The organism is Ignavibacteriota bacterium (genome assembly GCA_013285405.1).
In the GTDB taxonomy this organism is placed as follows: domain Bacteria; phylum Bacteroidota; class Ignavibacteria; order Ignavibacteriales; family Ignavibacteriaceae; genus IGN2.
In genome coordinates this window covers 2,323,961-2,346,808 of sequence record CP053446.1, presented here as the reverse complement: position 1 = coordinate 2,346,808, position 22,848 = coordinate 2,323,961, and the positions used below count along the sequence as shown (strand labels likewise).

10 protein-coding genes and 1 pseudogene are annotated in these 22,848 nt (G+C 36.1%); all 11 read right to left on the bottom strand.

The genetic code is table 11. The annotated features are described in order from the left end of the window. Nucleotides 1-130 precede the first annotated feature (130 nt). Entirely contained in the window at nucleotides 131-796 is a 666-nt protein-coding gene (locus HND39_10190; GenBank protein ID QKJ96619.1) for a rhomboid family intramembrane serine protease, read from the bottom strand. Nucleotides 797-929: 133 nt separating this feature from the next. Further along, complete coding sequence (locus HND39_10185; protein QKJ96618.1) at nucleotides 930-1,979, bottom strand: DUF2911 domain-containing protein; 1,050 nt, start codon at nucleotides 1,977-1,979, stop codon at nucleotides 930-932. Nucleotides 1,980-2,142: 163 nt separating this feature from the next. Beyond that, nucleotides 2,143-2,655 carry a T9SS type A sorting domain-containing protein gene (locus HND39_10180; GenBank protein QKJ97964.1) on the bottom strand — a complete coding sequence of 171 codons (513 nt, stop codon included), beginning with the start codon at nucleotides 2,653-2,655 and terminating at the stop codon, nucleotides 2,143-2,145. A gap of 1,268 nt (nucleotides 2,656-3,923) precedes the next feature. Then, nucleotides 3,924-8,039, bottom strand: a complete 4,116-nt coding sequence (locus tag HND39_10175; GenBank protein ID QKJ96617.1) for a response regulator — start codon at nucleotides 8,037-8,039, stop codon at nucleotides 3,924-3,926. 233 nt (nucleotides 8,040-8,272) lie between these two features. Further along, entirely contained in the window at nucleotides 8,273-8,929 is a 657-nt protein-coding gene (locus HND39_10170) for a T9SS type A sorting domain-containing protein (protein ID QKJ97963.1), read from the bottom strand. Nucleotides 8,930-10,161: 1,232 nt separating this feature from the next. Next, the gene (locus tag HND39_10165) at nucleotides 10,162-10,686 is read right to left on the bottom strand and encodes a T9SS type A sorting domain-containing protein (protein QKJ97962.1); all 525 of its coding nucleotides are present in this window, start codon (nucleotides 10,684-10,686) and stop codon (nucleotides 10,162-10,164) included. A gap of 2,107 nt (nucleotides 10,687-12,793) precedes the next feature. Next, the gene (locus HND39_10160) at nucleotides 12,794-16,891 is read right to left on the bottom strand and encodes a response regulator (GenBank protein QKJ96616.1); all 4,098 of its coding nucleotides are present in this window, start codon (nucleotides 16,889-16,891) and stop codon (nucleotides 12,794-12,796) included. Next, nucleotides 16,892-19,543 (bottom strand): TonB-dependent receptor, encoded by a 2,652-nt coding sequence (locus HND39_10155; protein QKJ96615.1) that lies wholly within the window; start codon nucleotides 19,541-19,543, stop codon nucleotides 16,892-16,894. It lies immediately after the preceding gene. A 296-nt stretch (nucleotides 19,544-19,839) separates the two neighbouring features. Continuing rightward, entirely contained in the window at nucleotides 19,840-21,381 is a 1,542-nt protein-coding gene (locus HND39_10150; GenBank protein QKJ96614.1) for a T9SS type A sorting domain-containing protein, read from the bottom strand. 323 nt (nucleotides 21,382-21,704) lie between these two features. After that, nucleotides 21,705-21,887, bottom strand: a pseudogene (locus tag HND39_10145) (hypothetical protein). Nucleotides 21,888-21,944: 57 nt separating this feature from the next. Then, on the bottom strand, nucleotides 21,945-22,523 hold the full coding sequence (locus HND39_10140) for a T9SS type A sorting domain-containing protein (GenBank protein QKJ97961.1): 579 nt from the start codon (nucleotides 22,521-22,523) through the stop codon (nucleotides 21,945-21,947). Between the last annotated feature and the right edge of the window lie 325 nt (nucleotides 22,524-22,848).

Genomic DNA, 22,848 nt, shown 5'->3' with positions numbered 1-22,848 from the left:
ATTATTGTAGAAAAAAGATGACATCTTTTTTCGTGAACAAACTATATCCTGTAAATTATTTTCATAGAAAAATTATTAGAGCTGAATTTGCTGCACAAAGATGTCATCTCTAATCTTGAATGTTAATTTATTAATCAAATTTATTTTTTTCAGGATCGTATGACACTTCAAGATCTTTAATGTTGAAATCATCCGGTTCATCTTCCCAATCATATTTCTGTTTTGGGGGATCAATTTTTCTAAAAAGATAGGCTGCTATCAGTCCAGTAATTCCTCCAAACAGGTGCGACTCCCACGATATTCCTTCCAAACCGGGAATTATTCCCCAAACTAACCCACCATATAAAAATGTTACAATAAGTGACAGTGCAATAGATATATTATCCTTCCTGAATAATCCACTGAAAAATAAGAAGCTTACAAAACCATACACAATTCCGCTTGCACCTATGTGATAAGCTGGTCGTGCAAAAATCCAAACAAGTAAACCAGTAATTAAATAAATAAATACAAAAAGCAGATAGGAAACTTTTCTGTAAAAAGTAAATATTATCCATCCAAGAATAATCAACGGAATTGTGTTCGAAATCAGATGTGCAAAATCAGCATGTATAAGTGGAGAAGTAATTATTCCTAATAAACCAGCTAAGTTTCTCGGCAATAAACCAAGTTTGCTCAGATCCTCATTAAATAATAATGAGACAAGATGAACAATCCATAATACCATCGGAAAAAATAGCGGTGTTAGTAATCTGGAAACATCTGGTTTCTGTTCGATTGAATTGTTGTCGTTCATTGATTAGATTATTTATCATTCAACAACAAATATAATTATATGTTGAAGATATCTTTGTATATAAAAAACGGGGACAATCCGCCTCAGATGGAACAGCTTGTCCCCGCAATGTTGAACAGAATAAAATTTAAATTTAATTATCAGTCAACTGACTTAAAGCGTTATTAATTCTCTGGTGCTGATTTTCAGGAGACATACCAAGCGCTTTGGTATAATACTGAATTGCCTGCTGTTTATCTCCTTTGTTCATATAACCTTCTGCAAGACTATCCCAAACATTCCAGCTTTCAGGAAATAGTTCTGTGTTTTTTTGAAAGACTTCGAGAGCGTCATTAATTTTTCCACCGTTCATAAGTTGATAACCCAGATTATTCATTTCTGCTTCTGTTGCTATACTGAAAGCTTCATTTTTAATTTCAGCAGCTTCATCCGTTTTATTCAGATCTGTTAATATCAATGATTTAGTAAAAAGATTTGTTGCGTTTTTGTTTATTCCGATTGAATGATCTGCCCATTTTAATCCTTGTTCAAGGGCTAATCCATTAATGTAACAGTAGTTAGCTGCCTGATTCCATCCTTGCCAGAAAAATCCCGGAATACCAGTAAGCTGAATTGCCATCTCATCGAGCATTTGTTTATGCAAATCAATTTCAATTTTAAAAGGAACTTTAAGTTTTTCCCAATTTAATGATACAATAGCTGAATTAGGAGCAACTTCATCAAATGTGTACATCAACCATTCCTGAAAATCAGATGATACTGGTCTTATATTAAATCTCATAAGATCATTTTCTTCTTTGTAGAAGAAACTTCCCCAAGCACGATAGTCTTTGTTAAGAATTATTGTCCAATCATTTTCAGTCGGTATTGTATGCAGCCCATAAATTCCTGCTGGAACATTTTTTCCATCGATCAATACATCTTTTGAAAATGAAATAGTAGTATTCTCATTTGCACCGGCTCTCCAAACCTGATTATAAGGAACTAATTTGCCCCAGACTTCTCGTCCTTTCACACCAGGACGATGATAGTCGATTTTAATTTCACACATACCTATTTGCTGTACAACTACTGCATGTTGACTTGCATCAGGAAGAGTTAAATCTTTTTGTGCAGATAGTGAAAGTGTGAAGAAAAAGAAAAGAAAAATTGCCCCAATTAATAACTGTACCTGATTTTTCATTTGAACCTCCGAATAATTAAAAATTGATGTTAAAGGAAATTAAGAAATGTAATCCGAAACATTATTTTTATTTGATTAGCGGTTGATAAAGTTTCTAACTGGTAAACAACAAACCCCTATCGAAAAATATTGATAGGGGTTTGATTTGAGAAGATAAGTTTTTTTACTTCATTAATATTAATTTTTTAGTTTGTGTAAAATTTCCGGCTTGCAAAGTGTAGAAATAAATTCCACTTGAGAGACCTTGCCTACCGGCAGGCAGGTTCTGACCTTCGTCAGAATGACTGTTAAACTCGACTTCATAACTTCCTGCAGGTTTTTCTTCGTTCACCAGAGTTGCAACTTCATTACCTAACACATCATAAACTTTCAGTGTTACAAAAGACCCTTCGACTCCGCTCAGGGTGACAGGAATTGTGAATTTTATTATTGTACTTGGATTGAATGGGTTGGGGTAGTTCTGTTCTAAACTGAATTCTTCCGGTAATGTTAGATATACAGTTAACTCACCAACAACCTCTTGTGTACCGTCGAAGTCAATCTGGTTTAGTCTGTAATTATAAATGCCCGACTGAAGATTTTTATCAGTAAAAGAATAATCCTGCCGTTCAGTTGTTGTTCCTTTGCCCTCAACAAACGCAATCTTATTTCCATTTCGATAGACTTCGAATCCCATATTATTTGTTTCTGTCGCCGTCTGCCAAGTAAGTTGAATGTTGTTTCCATCTATAGCAGAATTGAAACTTATTAATTCTACTGGAACCTCACAGGTTAAAGAGTCAGTAACCCATTTATAAATTAAATTATTTATTCCACCAGCCCATCCTGTATTGCAATCGAAAAATGCAGCCGGACCTAATGAAATATTGCTGATTTCTGTCCAACTCTGTCCAAAAGTATCACTATATGCAGTACCAGGTTGCATTTGATTTCCTCCAAGATCAGTTTGTGAAGTGATGACATAAGAGTTATTTGTTCGTCTGTACACAATAAAAAGTGAAGATATTGTATTTAGCCCCGAAGGGTACGGATTTATAGGTACCCATGAATCACCACCATCGGTAGTTTTTGAAATAACACTATTGGGGTAAAAATCAGCCGCCAATCCATTCAAATCATCTTTGAATGCAAACCCAAAACCAATCTGGCTGGGTCCGCCGGTAACACTATCTGCGACTGTCCACGTATAACCCTGATCAGTTGTTCTGTATAGTCTGTTTCTAAGAGTTGGAAACCAGAAATAAGTTGCCGTTGAATTAATGTTTGGACTTTCTATTCCCAATTCACCGGCTAATGGAGGAGGAATATTTGCTGAGGGAACTCGTAACCAGTTTGTGCCACCATTTGTAGTAGTATAAATTTCCCAATAACCGCCTCTTGGATTTCCAACACAAACTCCATTATTAGGATCGAAGAAATGAATTACATTTGGATGTCCACCTACTCCTGGAAAAGCTGAAATTTGTTTTAGCCACATCGAACCACCATTGTTCGTTACAAATATTCCACCGCTTGTTGCATTTGAAGGATCATTCATTGCAATCCATGCCGTATTAGCGTCAAAAGCAGAAATGCTCGAACCTTCTAATCCGGCAGCACCTGTAACTGTTGAAACAGTCCAGTTATCTCCACCATCGATTGTTCGCAGAAATTGTGAGTTGTTGCTGTTTTTTCCCCAGCAGACATTATCATTCACAGGCGAAAAAATAACCTGTGGCTGAGGAGAATTAGGCAATCCGGGTGCATTCTGCTGAATCCACACCGATTGAGCCATTACTGAATGAAACAAAAACGAAACGAACAAGAAACTGAAAAACAAAAAAAAGTTTTTCATAAGAACCTCCATAAATTATTTGTGAAAAAAAATTACGGAGGCAAATAAATGAAATTAGAGTGGGGGGTAGTTATAAGCAATGTCCCAAAAGATTGAAATTTTATCCCATTTCATACTAAATCGCTCGGTGGGTATCCAAATTCTTCTTTAAAACATTTTGAAAAATAAGACAGACTGGAAAAACCTACAGAATAAGCAATCTCTGAAATATTTCCTGTTTTTCCTTCAATCATTTTTTTAGCTCTGGATAATCGTACGGATCGTAAATATATACTGGCTGGTTTTCCTGTTATGGCTATAAATTTTCTGTGGAACTGAGATCTACTCATCCCAACTTCTTTCCCAAATTCCTCAATACTGAATTCTTCTTCAGAGATATGTTTCTCTATCACTTCATTTACTTTGATAAGAAATTTCTCATCAAGACTTTGGAGTTTCAATCCTGTAACTACAGGAAAATCATTTTCAATTTTGCTGAACTTCTCCTGTAATTTTCTTCGAATGTTTATAAGATTTTTAATTCTTATCTGAAGTTCTTTTATATCGAATGGTTTCGTAAGATAATCATCCGCACCAATCTCAAGTCCTTCAAGTTTATTTTCTTGTCCTGCTTTTGCTGTAAGTAATATTATTGGAATGTGACTTGTCTTTTCATCATTCTTCAAAATCCTGACTAATTCGTTTCCATCCATCTTCGGCATCATCATATCACTGATAATTAAATCGGGAATAATTTTTTCTGCTTTTCGAACTCCTTGTTCACCATTAACAGCTTCTTCGATCATATAATTTCCGTCAAGTGATTCTCGGATATACTGTCTCATATCATAATTGTCCTCAACAACAAGAATGATTGTTTTGTCCTCGTTTACTTCGTTGTCATTCTGAGGAGTCCGGCTACTGACGGACGATGAAGAATCTGTTTTCTTATCATTTCCAACCAATTCTAGATTCTTCGCCCCGACTTCGTTGGGACTCAGAATGACATCTATTTTTTCTTCGATAATCTCATCATCTTTCTCCGATAGGAGTCCTTCGGACAAATGTTCTCTACCAAGAGGAAATAGCAAAGTGAATTCTGTCCAGCCTGTCCCGACTTTGTCGGGAATTCCTTTTTCACTTTCAACAATTATTCTTCCGTGATGCAATTCAACTAATTCTTTTGTAAGAGCAAGTCCAATTCCTGTTCCTTCATATTCTCTTGTGTGCGAACTGTCAACCTGGTAAAATCTGTCAAAGAGTTTTGGAATTTCTTCCTGAGCTATTCCGATTCCGGTATCTCTGATTTTTATTTCTACTACGTTGTCATCCCGAACTTGTTTCGGGATCTCCAGCTTTGAATAAGATGCTGAAATATATTCAGCATTTTGTACGGCTACCGAAACTGTAATCTCTCCTTCTTCAGGTGTAAACTTAAATGCATTCGATAATATATTCGTCAATATTTTCATCATTTTCTCTTTATCGAAATACATTTCAATAAATTCTTTTTCAGAATGTATCTTTAAGCTTATGTCTTTAGATTCAGCTAATGATTCAAATGATAAAGCAACTCCTTTTACAAATGAAACTATATTTCCCTTAGAAACTTCAAGCTTTATTTTACCTGCTTCAAGCTTTGAAAGATCAAGTAGTTGATTTACTAATTGTAAAAGCCGACGAGAATTCCTTTGTATAATATTTGCATCTTTAATAACATCATCTGAAGTTTTTGAACTGATTTTTTCTGCAGGTCCAAGAATTAATGTCAAGGGTGTTCTGAATTCGTGGGAGATGTTTGCAAAGAAACTCGATTTCATTTTATCTGTTTCTTCTTTTTCTTTAAGCACAGCTTCATCAAGCTTTATCTTGTCTTTCAGTTTTAACCTGTTCATCTCATATCGTCTGATTCCATACAAAGTGAATGAAAAAATCAAAGCATACGAAGAATATGCCCACCAGGTTTTCCACCAGGGCGGAGAAATAAATATTACCAACGAAGTCCCTTCCTCATTCCAGACACCGTCGTTGTTTGATCCTTTCACTCTGAAAATGTATTCGCCAGGGTCAAGATTAGGATAGGAAGCATATCTTCTTGTTCCCGAATACACCCAATCTTTATTAACTCCTTCCATCATATAGGCATATTGGTTCCTCTCAGGGCTTATAAAATTTAAGGCAGCAAATTCAAAGGAAATAAAATTTTCATCATATGGCAATTGAATCTCTTCCCCAAATGGAAATTGTTTTTCAAATTTTTTGAATGTTGTAATAACGATAGGTGGTATAAAATTATTATTAAAAATATTATCAGGATTAATTCTGGTTATACTCTGCCTTTCGCTGGAGAAAGTAGTTGAGATAAAATATAGTTCGCCGTTTCGTACTTTATAACTCCAGGAGAGTTTAATGTCGTTATATTTAGTAACTTCTTTTGTAAATGGATTATATTTAAATGCACCGTTTGAACTGCTCATCCAAAGATTTCCCTTATTATCATCAATTAATGTCATTGCATTATCAGGAAATCCTTCTTTTCCTTTCCACCGAATCCATTTTTGATTTATCCTGTCAAATTTATTTGGACTGCTGTTTGCCAGACACCATAAAATCCCCTGACCATCTTCACAAAAATTAAATACTTGATTACCAATTAATGTCAAAGAATCCTTGGGATCAGAAATGTATCGAGTAGAAGTTTTATTAATTGGATTATAACTTATAACACCTGCATCGTAAGTACCTATCCACAACAGACCTTCTTTATCTTCATATAAACCTGTTATAGAGTTATCAAACTTTGCAATTTGTTCAATTCTTTTTTTGGATTGATTTAATTTTAAAATTTCACCGCCATCTGTAGCAATCCATATACTTCCATCTTTGCAATTAGTCATACCAGAAACTGAATTATAAAAAGGTTTTCCATCAAAATAGAAAAATTGTTTTATTTCATTTTCTTCATCATTCTTATAATAAAGGGCTCTATTAGTTGTACTGTATATCCAAAGAGTTCCTTCTTCATCCACTAATAATCCTGTTATAGTTTTTTTAAATGTTTCTTCTTTAAATATTTCTTTATCAGGATCAAAACTTATAAGCCCTATATCTGTTCCAATCCAAATCTTGCCTTGATTATCCTCAACTAAATCCCCAAAGCCGGCATTTAATATTTCAGCAGTTTCCAGATAATATTTTTTAACATACCGGTTAGGCTGAATATATTTGTTTATTCCTCTGCCATACGTTGAAATCCATATTGTTCCGGATTTTTCAACAAGAATATTTGACACACCATCGTCACTTAAACTATTAGAATCAAACTTATCATGATTATGGTGAGTAAATTTTTTTGTATGCTTGTTAAAAATGTCAACACCATTTGTAGCGAGCCATAAATTTCCATTTAAATCTTCGTTGATTGAAAAGATATAATTAACAGCTAAGCTCTGCGGATCTTTTGGATCATTCTGGTAAATAGTGAAGGAATTATTTTCTTTTTTAAATTCTACTAATCCAGCCCATGTTCCAATCCAGAGGACGCCATCACTATCCTCAAAGATTGAAAGGATAGAATAGATTCCACCATCCTGTTTTGATGAATTTATTTTTTCGTTCCAGACGTGAAGAAATTTATTTCCGGAACTATCCAATTTATCTAGTCCTCCTCCTGTACCAAACCAAACCGTTCCAGAACGATCTTCATAGATTGCATTAACATTATTATTAATTATACTATTGACTTCTGAGCTATCGTGAATTATTCTTTTAAAAGTTTGTGTGTTCTGATCGAAGAGATATAGACCATCACCAGTTCCGACCCATAATTTTCTTTCGCGGTCTTCAAGTAAGGCGAGGACATGATTACTCCAGTCAGTTACAGGTGCATTTGGATTAAGTATGAAATGTTTTACTTCATCGGTTTTTGGATCGAGTCTGTCAAGACCCTGAACATGTCCAATCCAGATATTACCTTCGCTGTCATCACAGATGGCCTGAACTTCTGCATTAGTAAGATTAGAAGTGTTTTCTTTAAAAGTCGTATAATCTTTAAAAGAATACCCATCATATCTGAATACACCATGACTGGAACCAAACCACAAATAACCGGTCCGATCCTGAAATGCACATGTAATCTTTGGATGTAATCCCAAATGCTCAAAAGATAGTTTCGATTGCTGTGCAAGCAAATATCGACTTGCTAATATCAGAGCAAATAAAATAAAAATGGCGATTAGTCTTTTCAATTCAGATTAATAAATGAATAATGAAAACTGTATCCACGCTTAGGACTGGATGATTCTATATATTTTGTGGGATAGTTTATTTAGGACTATATGCCCTTCCTAATAGTGCGGAAGATTCTTTACGGTGAACATCAAATAATTTTGAATTAAAAGCAAGTTGTTGTCTATTGACTCCAGCAAATAAAAAATCCCACCCAACTTAATTGAGTGGGATTGCAGAATAAGTGCTCGTGTTACTTCAACAACAACATCTTCTTTGTTTCAATAAAATTTCCTACTTGTAATTTATATAAATAAATTCCGCTTGAAAGACCTGGCCTACCGGCAGGCAGGTTCTGACCTCCGTCAGAATGACTGTTAAATTCAACTTCATAACTTCCAGCAGGTTTTTCTTCGTTAACAAGAGTTGCAACTTCGTTTCCCAACACGTCATAAATTTTCAATGATACGAAACCGGTTACCGGTAACTGATAACCGATTACCGTACTCGGATTGAATGGGTTAGGGAAGTTCTGTTCCAGACTGAATTCTTCCGGTAATGTTAGATACACAGTCAACTCTCCAACAACTTCTTGCGTACCATCAAAGTCAATCTGGTTAAGTCTGTAATTGTAAATACCGGACTCAAGATTTTTATCAGTGAAAGAATAATTCTGAGTTTCGGTTGTTGTACCCTTACCTTCAACAAAAGCAATCTTATTTCCATTGCGGTAAATCTCAAAACCTTGGTTATTTATTTCTGTTGCAGTAATCCAAGTTAATGTGATATCACTTCCATTTATCATAGAATTTAAACTAATCAATTCAACAGGTACAAAAAGATTTGCAACATAGTTAGCAACATCTTGTCCAATTTGAACTCCTTGCTGACAAGAAGTTCTGAAATGCATTCCACCCCATATCCGGGCATTCGTAATTTCATCTAAGTAATCATAAATGTTAGTGAATGTATGTTGAGTCCCTGTAACGGTACTTGTAAGTGTAATTGTAATATTTGGAGTAGCAAAAAAATTGTTGATTGTGTACGCAATCGCCCCACTTACAACACCGTGTGCCGCCACATATTCGGGATGACGAGGTGTGACAGCTAATGGCAGCCATAAAGTATCCTGATCTGTTGCGGGATTACCATCAATATCGGCATTACGTATTGCTGTTGATGGCCTCCAACGATTGTAATAATATTTTGAATTCCATCCACTAATCAATGCATCTCCAATGGAAACATATATCTGAACAAAGAACCGGGCATTGTCAATTAAAGATAAATTCTGAGATGCTGCAAAATCTCGGATATTTCGTGGTACGTGTATCCCAGGATTTTCAGTATGAAAGAATGCAATTTCCCTCATTTCCGGAGTTGTATTAGTAAAGTCACTCGAGCCATACATTTTTACTTCATTAAAATCAGCAGTGTATTCTGCACTCGTCAATAATGGAGGAGCTGGTGCACGATATTGTGAAGGTGAATTAAACGAAAATGGCAGAAGTTGTGCTTGCCATGGTGCAACTGGTGTATATTGTGGAGAACCAGGAGGAGTAGGTTGATAAACTCCGGGAGCTAATGGCTGCCAGACGTAAGGAATATTTGCTAGCCTACCATCACCGGTACGATATGAAAGGTACATAGTTGCAGTAGTATTTCCGATTTCAGCTCCTTTTGTTTTAGTACTATCATTCGGAATTAGAGACATTCTTGCTTGATAAACCGAATCTATAAAAACGCTATCGGCAGAATAAAATGTCATAAGTATTCTACGTGCAGCTGAATGAACAGCAGCTTGAAGGTTTGCCCAAGGAACTTTGTTTGGTGGATCAATTGCAAAAATCGGATGATTAGCATCAATAGCATTAACTGCATCATAAATTGCTATATGCAGATATGCTAAGTCAACGAGACCACCGCTTTGTGCCGGAACTCTACCCTGTACAGTAACTGCCGTTGCATTCCAATCAATTACAGGATCTGCTTTTGATGAATCAGTAAAAATTATTACTGATAGAAGTATGGTTAATAATAATTTATATGATGTAAAGCGTATGATTAAATACGACATTACATTTTGCGAGAATGATAATAATAGAGCTTTCACTTTAAACCTCCTGAAGATTTTAGTTATTGTTATTTAATTAGAATTAATTTTTTAGTTTGAGTAAAATTCCCTGCTTGCAAAGTGTAGAAATAAATCCCACTTGATAATCCTCGAGCGGAGAAATCAACTTCATAACTACCTGCAGGTTTTTCTTCATTAACAAGTGTTGCAACTTCATTTCCTAACACATCATAAACTTTCAATGATACGAAACCGGTTACTGGCAACTGATAACCGATTACCGTACTTGGATTGAATGGGTTGGGGTAGTTCTGCAGAAGTTTGAATCTCATAATCGCAGTAAAATCGTGCTCAATCCCTGTTAAAACATTAGAGTCCCATTTATAAATTATATCATTTAAACCGCCGCTCCATCCTATATCTCCTGAAGAAAATTCTGCTTCTCCGTGCGGTAAATTGTCTATAGGTATCCAGGTTGCACCATCATTATTTGAATATGAAGAACCCGGAGTAGTTTGAACGGGGTAACCAATATTTGTGCGCGAGGTAATAACATAAGATCCCGGTGTTCCCTTTGCATAAGAGATAAACATAGCTGAATGATTGGTAGGTCCATTTTGCGCCGTCCAGGTTACACCACCATCGGTAGTCTTGAATACCTCATTACTCTCAAAACAATTTACTGCTAGTCCATTCAAAGCATCTTTAAATGCCAGCGCAAGAGTAACTTTTCCCGATTGTGGAAAACGCTGCCAGGTATGACCCCGATCAGTCGATTTGTAAATTGAAAAATTATTTGGTGAGCCACCTACTGTTCCAAACCAGATATTATTACCCACACTTGCATAACCAGTTGTAATTTCATCAGAGCTAGGCGCCGGAACGTTTACAACCTGAGTCCATTGTGATCCACCATTTGAAGTTGTATAAATTTCATAACTACCTGATTTAGGTTGACCAACTACAACACCAACATTGGAATCGAAGAATTGAATATGCGCAGGATATCCACCTGAACCAGGAAAAGCAGTGGTTTGTTTCGTCCATGTTAATCCTCCATCAGTTGTCTTAAATACTCCACCGCTTGTTGCATTAGATGGATCATTCATTGCGATATAAGCTATATAGGCATCTAATGCTGAAATACTAGAACCACTCAAACCGGTCGCGCCTGGAATTGTGTCGACTGTCCAGGTTGTTCCGCCATCAATGGTCCGAACATAATTGGAATTTTCGATACTAATTCCCCAAAAAATATTATCATCTACCGCTGAAAAGTCTAATTGAGGGTTTACCGAATTGGGTAAACCATTTGCATACTGAGTAGTCCAGAATTCGGAAAACGGCAGTGCTTCAGTCTGTATTTTATAAACCATATCATTAATTCCTCCACTCCAGGAAAAACCGTTTTTAGACCAAACCGGACCATGTATAAGATCATCAATTACATGCCAGGTATTTCCGTCATCTGAAGTAAATGCAGAACCTGGAGTAACCGTCTGACCAACAGTAGCATGAGAAGTTGCTATATAAATATCTCCAGAGACATGGTTAAGAAATTTGAATGATGGTTCTCCCGGAGGAGTTGGAAGGTTTGACCATGTTATTCCACCATCTGTTGTCTTATAAACTCTATTTATAAGATCTCCAAAGTAAGTAACTGCAATACCATTCCCAGGATTTTTAAAAGCAATATCAACACCACAAAAGTCGGGTGGTTCTGCAAAAGCATTTTGTGTAACCGCCCAGGTTAAACCTCTATCAGCTGTTCTGAATAAATCGCGTCCGCAAGTGCCAAACCAAAAGCTGAATCCTGAAGCTGCTGAAGTGGTGGTAAAAGTTATATCATCCCCCACATTCGGAATATTTGATTGAGGAACGCGTGTCCAGTTTGTTCCTCCGTTAGAGGTTGTATAAATTTCCCAATAACCAGAATCCGGAGGATTACCAATGCAGAGTCCATGAACAACATCAAAAAAGTAAACATGCCGGGGATGTCTTCCTGAACCAAGAAAAGCAGAATCTTGTTTCACCCAGCTTGTTCCACTGTTAGTGGTTTTATAAATGCCACTATTTGAACCGGCAGGGTCATCTACTGCTATATAAGCTGTGGTTGCATTTATGGCGTGAATAGATTGTACATTATGTCCTGATGGGATTAGTACATCCGCTAAACTCCAGTTATTGCCTCCATTTGTTGTAAGAATGAATTTGGGATTAACTATTCCAGCATCTGTAGATTGAATGCCCCAAACAATATCAGCATCTACCGGTGAAAATATGAGAGTAGAATTTGTTGAATTTGGTAATCCAGCTATATGCATTGTATTCCACTGTTGTGCTATTACAGGAATAGATAACAAAGTAACAAAGAAGTAAACAATTAAGAAAGAAAAGGTTTTCATAAGAACCTCCTTTAATTATTAGTGAAAAAAAATTACGGAGGCAAATAAATAAAAACCAGTAGGAGGTGCATATCAATATTGTTCCGAAAAGTTATACTATTGTTCCAAATAATCACGTAAATCTGAACTCATCCTAATCCTTCTCTTAAAAAGAGAAGGATTTATTCTCATTGTTTACTTTTTCTTGAATATCTTGACATGACAAGATAATAAACTGATTTGGTTATAATAATTCCCTCTCTAATAAGAGAGGGATAAGGGTGAGTTACTTTTTAACTGAATGAAATATCTTAATTTATTTTTTCACATCACTCGGCGGGTAACCAAATTCTTCTTTGAAACATTTGGAAAAATAAGCTGGGCTGGAAAATCCCAAAGAGTAAGCAACTTCCGAGATATTTCCCGACTGATCAGCTATCAATTTCCTTGCTTTTTCTAGTTTAAACGATCTCACATAAATACTTGCTGATTTTCCTGTTAGTGCCTTGAGTTTTCTATGAAGCTGTGTTCTGCTCATTCCGATTTCACTACAAAATTGTTCTATATCAAACTCCTCCTCCGAAATATGTTTATCAATTACTTCTCCAACTCTTACCATAAATTTTTCATCAAGACTGCTTAGCTTTTGCTTATTTATTTCTGGTATCTGAGTTGCAATTTTGCTGAACTTTTCCTGAAGCTTTTTCCTGATGCTTATCAGGTTTTTAATTCTTACTTGAAGTTCTTTTATGTCGAATGGCTTTGTAAGATAATCATCCGCACCAATCTCAAGTCCTTCAAGTTTATTTTCCTGTCCTGCTTTTGCTGTTAGAAGAATAATAGGGATGTGACTTGTCTTTTCGTCGTTCTTCAATATTCTCACTAACTCGTTCCCATCCATCTTCGGCATCATCATATCACTGATAATCAGATCGGGAATAATTTTTTCTGCTTTTCTAACTCCTTGTTCTCCGTTGACTGCTTCCTCAATCAGATAATTACCGTCGAGCGATTCTCGGATGTACTGTCTCATATCATAATTGTCCTCAACAACAAGGATGATTGTTTTGTCTCCATTAGCTTCAATGTCATTCTGAGGAGTCCTGCTGCTGACCGACGACGAAGAATCTCTGGTATTAATTAGCACAGTGCTATCAAGAGAGAGATTCTTCATCCCGACTTTGTCGGGTGTCAGAATGACATCTGCTTTTTCATCAATGATCTCCTCATCATTTAGATGATCTCTGCCAAGAGGAAATTGCAAAGTAAATTCAGTAAATATTCCTTTTTCACTTTCAACAATTATTCTTCCGTGATGAAGCTCAACTAATTCTTTTGTAAGAGCTAGTCCAATTCCTGTTCCTTCATATTCTCTTGTGTGTGAGCTGTCAACCTGGTAGAATCTGTCAAAGAGTTTTGGAATTTCTTCCTGAGTTATTCCGATTCCGGTATCTCTGATTTTTATTTCTACTACGTTGTCATCCCGAACTTGTTTCGGGATCTCATTGTTAGTCGAAAGAGATTTCTCGGTCGATGACTCCCTCGAAATGACACTACTCAATTTATTCTCTTTAATCGAAACCGTAATTTTTCCTTCTTCCGAAGTAAACTTGAATGCATTCGATAAAATGTTCGTCAATATCTTCATCATTTTCTCTTTATCGAAATACATTTCAATAAATTCTTTTTCAGGAAGAAGTTTTAGAGTTATATCCTTTGATTCAGCCAGAGATTCGAATGATAAAGCAACACCTTTTACAAATGAAACGATATTTCCTTTCGAGACTTCAAGCTTTAACTTACCTGACTCCAGCTTTGATAGATCTAATAATTGATTGATCAATTGGAGTAATCGTCTTGAGTTTCTTTTAATAATGTTCGCATCTTTTACGACATCATCTGAAGTTTTTGAACTGATTTTTTCTGCTGGTCCAAGAATTAATGTAAGCGGTGTTCTAAACTCGTGGGAGATATTTGCAAAGAAACTCGATTTCATTTTATCCGTTTCTTCTTTTTCTTTAAGCACAGCTTCATCCAGCTTTATCTTATCTTTCAGTTTTAATCTATTCATCTCATAACGTCTGATTCCAAAAAGAGTAAATGCAAAAATCAAAGCATACGAAGAATAAGCCCACCAGGTTTTCCACCAAGGCGGAGAAATAATTATTAGAACCGAAGTTCCTGCTTCATTCCAAACACCATCGTTGTTGGATCCTTTCACTCTGAAAGTATATTCACCCGGATCAAGATTTGGATAAGAAGCATATCTTCTTGAACCGGAATTAATCCAATCCTTATCCACTCCTTCCATTTTATAAGAATACTGATTTTTTTCAGGATTGATAAAACTCAAAGCAGCAAATTCAAAAGAGATATAGTTTTCATTATATGGCACTTGAATTTCTTTTCCGAAGGAATGAGATTTTTCAAACAACCTGAAATCTGTAATAACTATAGGTGGTATAAAAGGATTTTCTCTTAAACTATCGGGATTGAATCGAATAATACTGCTAAAATCATTTAATAATATTTCTCCATTTTTACTTTTATATCCAATACCGATTAAATTTCTATAAGTTGTGAAGTTGTTCGAATCAATATCATATATGACAGCACCCGCGAGAGTAGTAAACCAAAGCTTTCTGTTTCCATCTTCCATAATATAGTATACATCATTAGGGAAATTATTTTTTCCAATATTATGTATAAATCTATTTTTTAATCTTTCAAATTTATTTATTGTTTGGCTAGCAATAATCCAGATATCGCCATTTTTATCTTCACAAAATTGAGTTACGTTATTACCGCTTATTGTCAATGAGTCATTAGCAATATGTGAATAATAATTGAATACCTTTGCATTAATATTATAACATATTATTCCCATCTCTCTGGTGCCAATCCATAATATTCCTTTTGAATCTTCAAAAACTGCTTCGATCCAGGTAGGATAATGAGCTATAATTTCACTTTCATCAGAAAGAGGATTAAATTGAAAAATATCCCCTACCGTATTTCCAATCCAAAAATTTCCATTTTCACTTTTACATATTGCTGTATTTGAAGTTGGAAACTTTGCTTTTCGTGCATCTAGAAATGTATTTGCTATATCATTCTTATTGATCTTATAAATACCTTCTTTCCAAATATTAGCCCATAGAGTTCCAGTCTGGTCTTCTAAAATATGATTTATCTCTTTATTGAAAAGTATTTTTTCAAAAATTTCTTTTTTGGAATTAAATTTTAAAAGTCCATCTTGTAATCCAACCCAAAGTGTTTTCTTTTCATCTTCGTAAATTATCTGAATATTTCCTGATAAGAAGTTGTTATCATTATATTGCTTTATCTGTGGATTTGGTGGTGTATATTTAGCCACACCTCCAGCTCCGTAAAGAGAAATCCAAATTGTTCCCGATTTCTCAGTAATTATTTGTCCAACATCATTGCTGCCAATACTTTGGGGATCTTTGTTGTCATGTTTATTATGATAAAATACTTTAGTTTTTTTATCAAAAATGTCAACTCCTTCTTTAGTACTAATCCAGAGGTAGCCTTCTTTGTCTTCACTAATTGAAAGCACTATATTATCAGCCAGACTCTCAGGATCTTTCTCATCATGCTGATATAAAACATGTTCATTTGTTTTCCGATTAAACTCTATTATTCCTCCACTACTACCAAGCCAAAATGTTCCGACATTATCTTCTAGAATTGATAGCAGCCAATAAGGATTATCAACATTTCCATAGTCTTTATATTTTTCTGCTGGATATAAATAATGTACAAATGAGTTCTTTTCTTTATTATAATAGTTTAGGCCTTTACCAGTTGCAAACCAAAGCTTTTTATCTTTATCTTCATAAATTGCATTAATATTATTGCTGCTTAAACTTCCTGAATCACTGTCATTGTGAGTATACCACTCAAAAGATTCTGTTTCCCGGTTAAATTTATACAGCCCACGCCCTGTACCTATCCAAAGGGTACTATCACTATCCTCCAAGAGTGAAAGCACATGATTACACCAATCCGTTAAGGGAAATTTATTATTAAGAATAAAATGAGTAAAGGATTCTGTTGAATTATTAAATTTATCTAGTCCTTGTGAGTGTCCAATCCAGATATTTCCATAACTATCATCACAAATAGCTCTGATATATGCATTTGAAATGCTAGTTGAATCTCCTTCAATCGGTGTATAAGAAACGAATAAATATCCATCATATTTAGCAATCCCATGGAAAGTTCCAAACCATAGATAACCAATGCGATCTTGAAAAAGGCAGGGAACGGTAAGTGAGGGTAAACCATCCTTTAATCCAAAATGTTCAAAAGTAATTTTTGATTGCTGAGCGATGCAAAGCGAATATCCAAATGCGAAAATGACAAACGTTATTTTGAACAAAGATTTCATTTAAAAATTTATTTCCATTCCCAGACGCATAGACATAGATGGCTGGTATCTGAATGCCTGACCGTAGGTTGGATTTGGCTCGGTTGGGTTTCCACTTCTATTAACAAAGTATTTCTGCTGATCAATATCTACAGGTTCCTGCTGACTTGCAATATGAAATAAGTCAAGAATAATTCGGGAACGGAATAAATTCATAAGAGGTAATGGATACGTAAATCTTGCACCAAGATCCCAGACAGTTGGAGTTCTGCCAGCAGATCCACGCGGAGTCAGGAAGTGTATTCCAGTACCAAAACTTCCAATGGTATATTCACTTAACGGTGTACCGGATTCTAATAAAAACGTTATTCCTGCAGTTAATCCAAATAGAAAGTTGTATGAGCCTGAAAATTTAAATACGTGAGTTCTATCGTTCGGCACAAGCCCGTTTATGTTTTCGAAGATAAATGCATTATCATAACTCATAGCCTGATTTGGAAATGGACTGTGATAAAATGCATCAAATAATCCTTCATAATTTCCATAGTCTCTTGAAAGTACATACGAAGCAAGAAAATTAAAGTGCTCATCACCACGTCGTTCAATACTGATGATTAAAGCTGCATAATCTCTTATCGCTTCAGGACGATCTTGCAACGGGTATTTCCCAGGGTTACCAACACCCCACCTAAAATCAGATAAAATAAAAGCATCATCAATCGCTTGACCAAGGGTTCTATATAATCCCTGGATACCAATCTTAAAGTTGTTCCAGATTATTCTTTCATATCCGAGGCTGAATTCATCATAGTACTGTGCCTGAAGATTTTCCACTTCTGGCGCTATAGAAAATTGATTGTACTCTGAATAAATGGGTTCTTGTTCAGGGTAATATCTTGGATCTTGATAATAGTAAATTGTAGAATTATATCCCTGATCGGAATATGCCATACCTGTGCCCAGATTAAGTTCCTGAACATACCGGCCATAAGAACCAAAAATTTTATCTGAACCATTTTCACTCGGTGAGAAGATGAGTCCAAGACGTGGCTGGAGCGGCACATCAATTGTCTGTGCAAGCTCACCGTTTGAGCCAATCACGTACTGCCCATCCCATCTTACCCCAACATTGAATCGAAGTGTTGGAAAAATTTGCCAGGCATCCTGAATATAAAAAGATGGAAGTCTCTGTTGAACGGTTTGAAATCCTTCGCCAATGTTCTCCCTGTACATAATTGTGTCGAAGAATGCCGAAAAATCATGATTAATAGAATTGTAGAAATACTTATTATCTGTTCCATTAACTTTATACTCGATTCCAGCACTCATATTATGAGTGTAAAAGGAATGAGTTCCAGATATTTTTGCAATCGTATTATAGCGGTATGAATCATACCAGCCACCGGTACCACCTGATTGAGTTTGTGTTATAAAATCATAAAAATATGCAGCATTGCCTGCCTCTGTTGCTGGCTCACCGGTATCATGCCTGATTACTCTGGCAATAGATGCATTTAATAATAAATCTGAACTGACAGTGAAAATACCTTTAGCCGAAGCACTATACATACCGCCTGTGTGATATTCAAGATACAAGTCTGGATTAGTTGTTGAATCTGTTAGATTTCCAGGCCAGACATAGTCTTCAGTAAAAGGATCTCCATTTGCAGAAAAAATAAGTTGCAATTTTGATGATGCACTCCAGGTCAGTTTTGCAGCGAAAGAATGAGTTACAATTTTGTCTGTATAGGTTCCATATACAGGAATTTCAACATCGTGGTTGTCAAAAATAGGATTGTATGCAACACTAAACCAGAGCATTTCCTGTACAATTGGTCCTCTTATACTAAAACCAAAATCGTATTTAGAAATATCTCCCTGAGTCGGGTCAAGTAAACCCAATCGCGGATTATCAGTCAGGTTGTTATTTGTGAAGAATCCAAATGCAGAACCATGAAAATCATTCGTTCCAGAATAAGTTACTGCATTAACCAGTCCACCAAGGGCACTGATATATTCAGATTCATACCCACCAGCTTTTAATTCAACCTCCTGAATAAAATTATAAGGAAGGTTCATTCCAGTAGTTCCGAATAAAGGATCTGTTACATCCACTCCATCAATAAAATATTTGTTTTCAAAACCTGTAGCACCGCCAATATTAGCTGCATCTCCAAAGAAACTTACATTCGCCTGAGGTAATAAAGTTACCATATCTTGATAACCCCGGTCAATTGGCAATTGATCAAAATACTTTGGCTGAAGATTTCCACCGTAGGTCGTTGCTGTGGGATCGATAATATTTCTTTCTTCTGAGACAGTTATCTCGGGAAGATTAATTGCTTCAGGAGATAATTTCAGATTACCCAGATAGGTCGTTTTACCAAGCCTGACTTGAACATTTTCAACAACTAAATCTCTGAAACCGATCATACTTATTTTTACTTTGTAACTGCCAACAGGAAGGTAGAAGTTTCCGAAATATCCTTTCTGGTTTGTAGCCGTACCTTTTAGACCTTGAAGATTATCACTTTGCACTGTGATATTCACTCCGGGTAAAGGATTACCAAGAGAATCTGTTAATATCCCCTCAAGATTGCCAGATATATCCTGAGCAAATGAAATTGTAGTAAGTGAGATTATCGATAACAATAAGATTAGTTGAGACAACATTCAATCCTCCAATATTTTCCAATAAATAAATTGTTTATCAATGAATTCAAAGAATTTGAAAAAACAGAACGCAAATACAGAACCGAAGCACTGCATCCACGCTTAGGACTGAATGACGCCGAGTAATTTAGGGGATAGTTTATCTAGGACTATATGACCTTCCTAAAAGTGTAGATGTTTTCTTGTCAGCTAACATCAAATATTTTTTGATTAAAAACAATAGCCTGTGAGTTGTCTGAGAGCAAAAAAAATCCCACCCGACTTAATTGAGTGGGATTGCAGAATAAGTTCTCGGGTTACTTCAACAACAACATTTTCTTTGTTTCAACAAAAGATCCAGCTTGCAGTTTATAGAAATAAATTCCGCTTGCTATGTCAGGACTGGATCCGCCTGTGGCGGACTGACCCACTGAAAATTCTACCTCATAACTTCCTGCTGGTTTTTCTTCATTAACCAGAGTTGCAACTTCATTACCTAACACATCATAAACTTTCAATGTTACGAAACCGGTTACCGGTAACTGATAACGGATTACCGTACTTGGATTAAATGGGTTGGGATAGTTTTGCTCCAACAAAAATCCAGAAAGTGTTTCATCAACCGGAATAGAAGTTGTACCTGGAATGAAAACCCAAGCGGCTCCTAAATTAATGTTATCGGCAATCCCTCCGATGATTGCTGTATTGCCATCGTATGAGATTGCAACAGCACCGCCCTGGTTTGCACTGCCAATAGCACTCGAACCAACCAGCTTATTTCCTGATTGTGACCATACCACACCATTCCGGATAAAAACCCAGGCTGCACCAGCAGTCGCATTGTCATCAATACCACCAACCAATGCAGTGTTTCCATCTGATGAAAGAGATATTGAAAATCCCTGACTTGCATTGCCTGTAGCACCGGATCCAACAAGTTTGTTGCCTTGTTGTGTCCACGTACTACCGTTTCCGGTGAAAACCCAAACGGCACCTGTAGAAGCATTGTCTTCATATCCACCAACGATAGCTGTATTCCCATCGGAGGAAATAGAAACTGAGCGACCAAACCGGGCAGTTCCTACTGCACCTGCACCAGTAAGTTTTGTTTGAACCAGCCAGGTTGTACCGGTTCGGGTTAATATCCACGCAGCTCCAGCATTAGTATTATCTGTATGACCTCCGACGATGGCAGTACTCCCATCCGATGAAAGATCGACTGAAATTCCAAATCTTGCATTGCCTATTGCATCTGAAACGGTGATCTTACTTCCTTGTTGAGACCAAACATTCCCTGTTCGCGTGAAAACCCAAATAGCACCAGCAAAGTTATTATCACGGAATCCTCCTATGATTGCCATATTACCATCTGCGGAAAGTGATAGAGCGCTGCCTTGTTGTGCGTTCCCTATTGCACCTGATCCTACAAGTTTATTCCCCTGCTGACTCCATATACTACCGGATCTGGTAAACACCCAGACAGCACCTTTATTTGTATCATCTCCGAGACCACCTACAAGTGCAGTATTGCCATCAGATGAAAGTGCGACAGCAAATCCTTGACTTGCATTTCCAACTGCACCGGAACCAATTAGTTTTGCTTCAAAAATCCAGTTACCACCAATATCTCTTTTATAAACCCATGCTGCTCCAGCATTTGCATTGTCGCCAATTCCGCCAACGATCGCTGTATTTCCATCCGCTGATAATGCAACGGAATACCCAAACCATACTGTAGATCCTATATAACTATTTGGAATAACTTTGCTTCCTTCTTGAATCCATTGTGACCAGACAGTATTCGGAAGGAAAAGACAGATCACAATAATCTGACAAGCAAAATATGAAAACACTTTCATTACTATCTCCTATATTGATGATTCGTATTATACTATTTACTCTCTACAAATACATAAGTAGAAGTTTATAAATAGTATGGATGATTTAATAAAAATATTAAGGAAAGATAATTTAATATTTGTAATAGTTAATATATGGAATGATGCTCAAATACAAATTATATAATAGTATTATTTTCGAAACAATTTTAAGTTGATTTCAATAAAATAATCGTAAGATAATACTCTCCGATATTGCATCTCAAATAAAAATGTTATTTCATTAGTATCCCCGCAAAGCGGGATTTCTGCCCTGTCTGCCGACAGGCAGGTTAAGTGACATATCACTTAAGCATCAACATCTTCTTCGTTTCGACAAAACCTTGTCCTGAACTTGTTTCAGGACCTCCAACTCTTAACTGATAAAAGTACACACCACTCGTGAGATTCTGTCCGCCGTTGGCGGATTCGTCAGAATGACCATTGAATTCTACTTCATAATTTCCTGCAGGTTTTTCTTCATTAACAGATTGAGGCCTCACCCCGTCCCTCTCCAAAGGAGAGGGTGGATGGTTTTACGAATTTCATTTTAACAAAACTAATTTTTTCGTATCAGTGAATCCACCTGCAGTTAATCTATAAATATATATTCCACTTGAAAGTTTACTGCCATCTAAATCTACTTCATAAATACCAGGATCTTTTTCCTCATTAACTAAAACTGCAACTTCATTACCTAACACATCATAAACTTTAAGAGTTACAAAAGACCCTTCGCCTCCGCTCAGGGTGACAGGAATTGTGAATTTTATTATTGTACTTGGATTGAATGGGTTGGGGTAGTTCTGATAAAGTATAAAAGATACTGGATTTGTTTTATCATCGGGAACTGAGACTACAATTTCATCAGTTAGTTTTGTTTCAAGTCCCGGAATGTAAAACGGCGGAATACCAAGCAGCGAAAGATCAACAGGATTTGAGGGAATAATATCCTGAACAATCCAGTTATCTGGAGCAATCCAAATCGTATCATTTGTTGCAATTAATTCAACTGGTGGAAATGGAGGCGGCAGCAATCTGTATGAAACCTTCCACTGCAAAAGAAATTTTTTACAATCAAAATTGCCTAAGACTGTTGAAATGGTTTCATCGTCTATTCTCATTCCAAGATATTCGAAAAGAAGAGGATAAATACCAACAGTCGTATCAACAGAAATCAATGTATATTCTGTGTTAATATTTGAAGCGAATCTATAAGTTGAATACCAATCCTGCAGCGAAGTAAAAAAATCAAGGAAACTAAAATTGGGATCTATCCCCATCGAATCGAGCTCGATTAGGAATTCTTCAATTCTGCTAATGCTGAAATATTCAAAACCATTTGTTCCTTCCATATTGTAAAACAGCGAATCAAGGAATGGCTGATATCGAATTGTTGATAGCGGACCAGTTTTAGTCGGGATTATATTTGCTAATCTCCCCTCATAA

Excerpts from the sequence above, each read along its gene's own strand:
- HND39_10190 (QKJ96619.1), bottom strand. The coding sequence starts at position 796 with ATGAACGACAACAATTCAATCGAACAGAAACCAGATGTTTCCAGATTA.
- HND39_10185 (QKJ96618.1), bottom strand. The coding sequence starts at position 1,979 with ATGAAAAATCAGGTACAGTTATTAATTGGGGCAATTTTTCTTTTCTTT.
- HND39_10180 (QKJ97964.1), bottom strand. The coding sequence starts at position 2,655 with ATGGGATTCGAAGTCTATCGAAATGGAAATAAGATTGCGTTTGTTGAG.
- HND39_10170 (QKJ97963.1), bottom strand. The coding sequence starts at position 8,929 with ATGCATTTCAGAACTTCTTGTCAGCAAGGAGTTCAAATTGGACAAGAT.
- HND39_10165 (QKJ97962.1), bottom strand. The coding sequence starts at position 10,686 with ATGTTTATCTCTTATGCAAAGGGAACACCGGGATCTTATGTTATTACC.
- HND39_10160 (QKJ96616.1), bottom strand. The coding sequence starts at position 16,891 with ATGAAATCTTTGTTCAAAATAACGTTTGTCATTTTCGCATTTGGATAT.
- HND39_10155 (QKJ96615.1), bottom strand. The coding sequence starts at position 19,543 with ATGTTGTCTCAACTAATCTTATTGTTATCGATAATCTCACTTACTACA.
- HND39_10150 (QKJ96614.1), bottom strand. The coding sequence starts at position 21,381 with ATGAAAGTGTTTTCATATTTTGCTTGTCAGATTATTGTGATCTGTCTT.
- HND39_10140 (QKJ97961.1), bottom strand. The coding sequence starts at position 22,523 with ATGAGAATAGACGATGAAACCATTTCAACAGTCTTAGGCAATTTTGAT.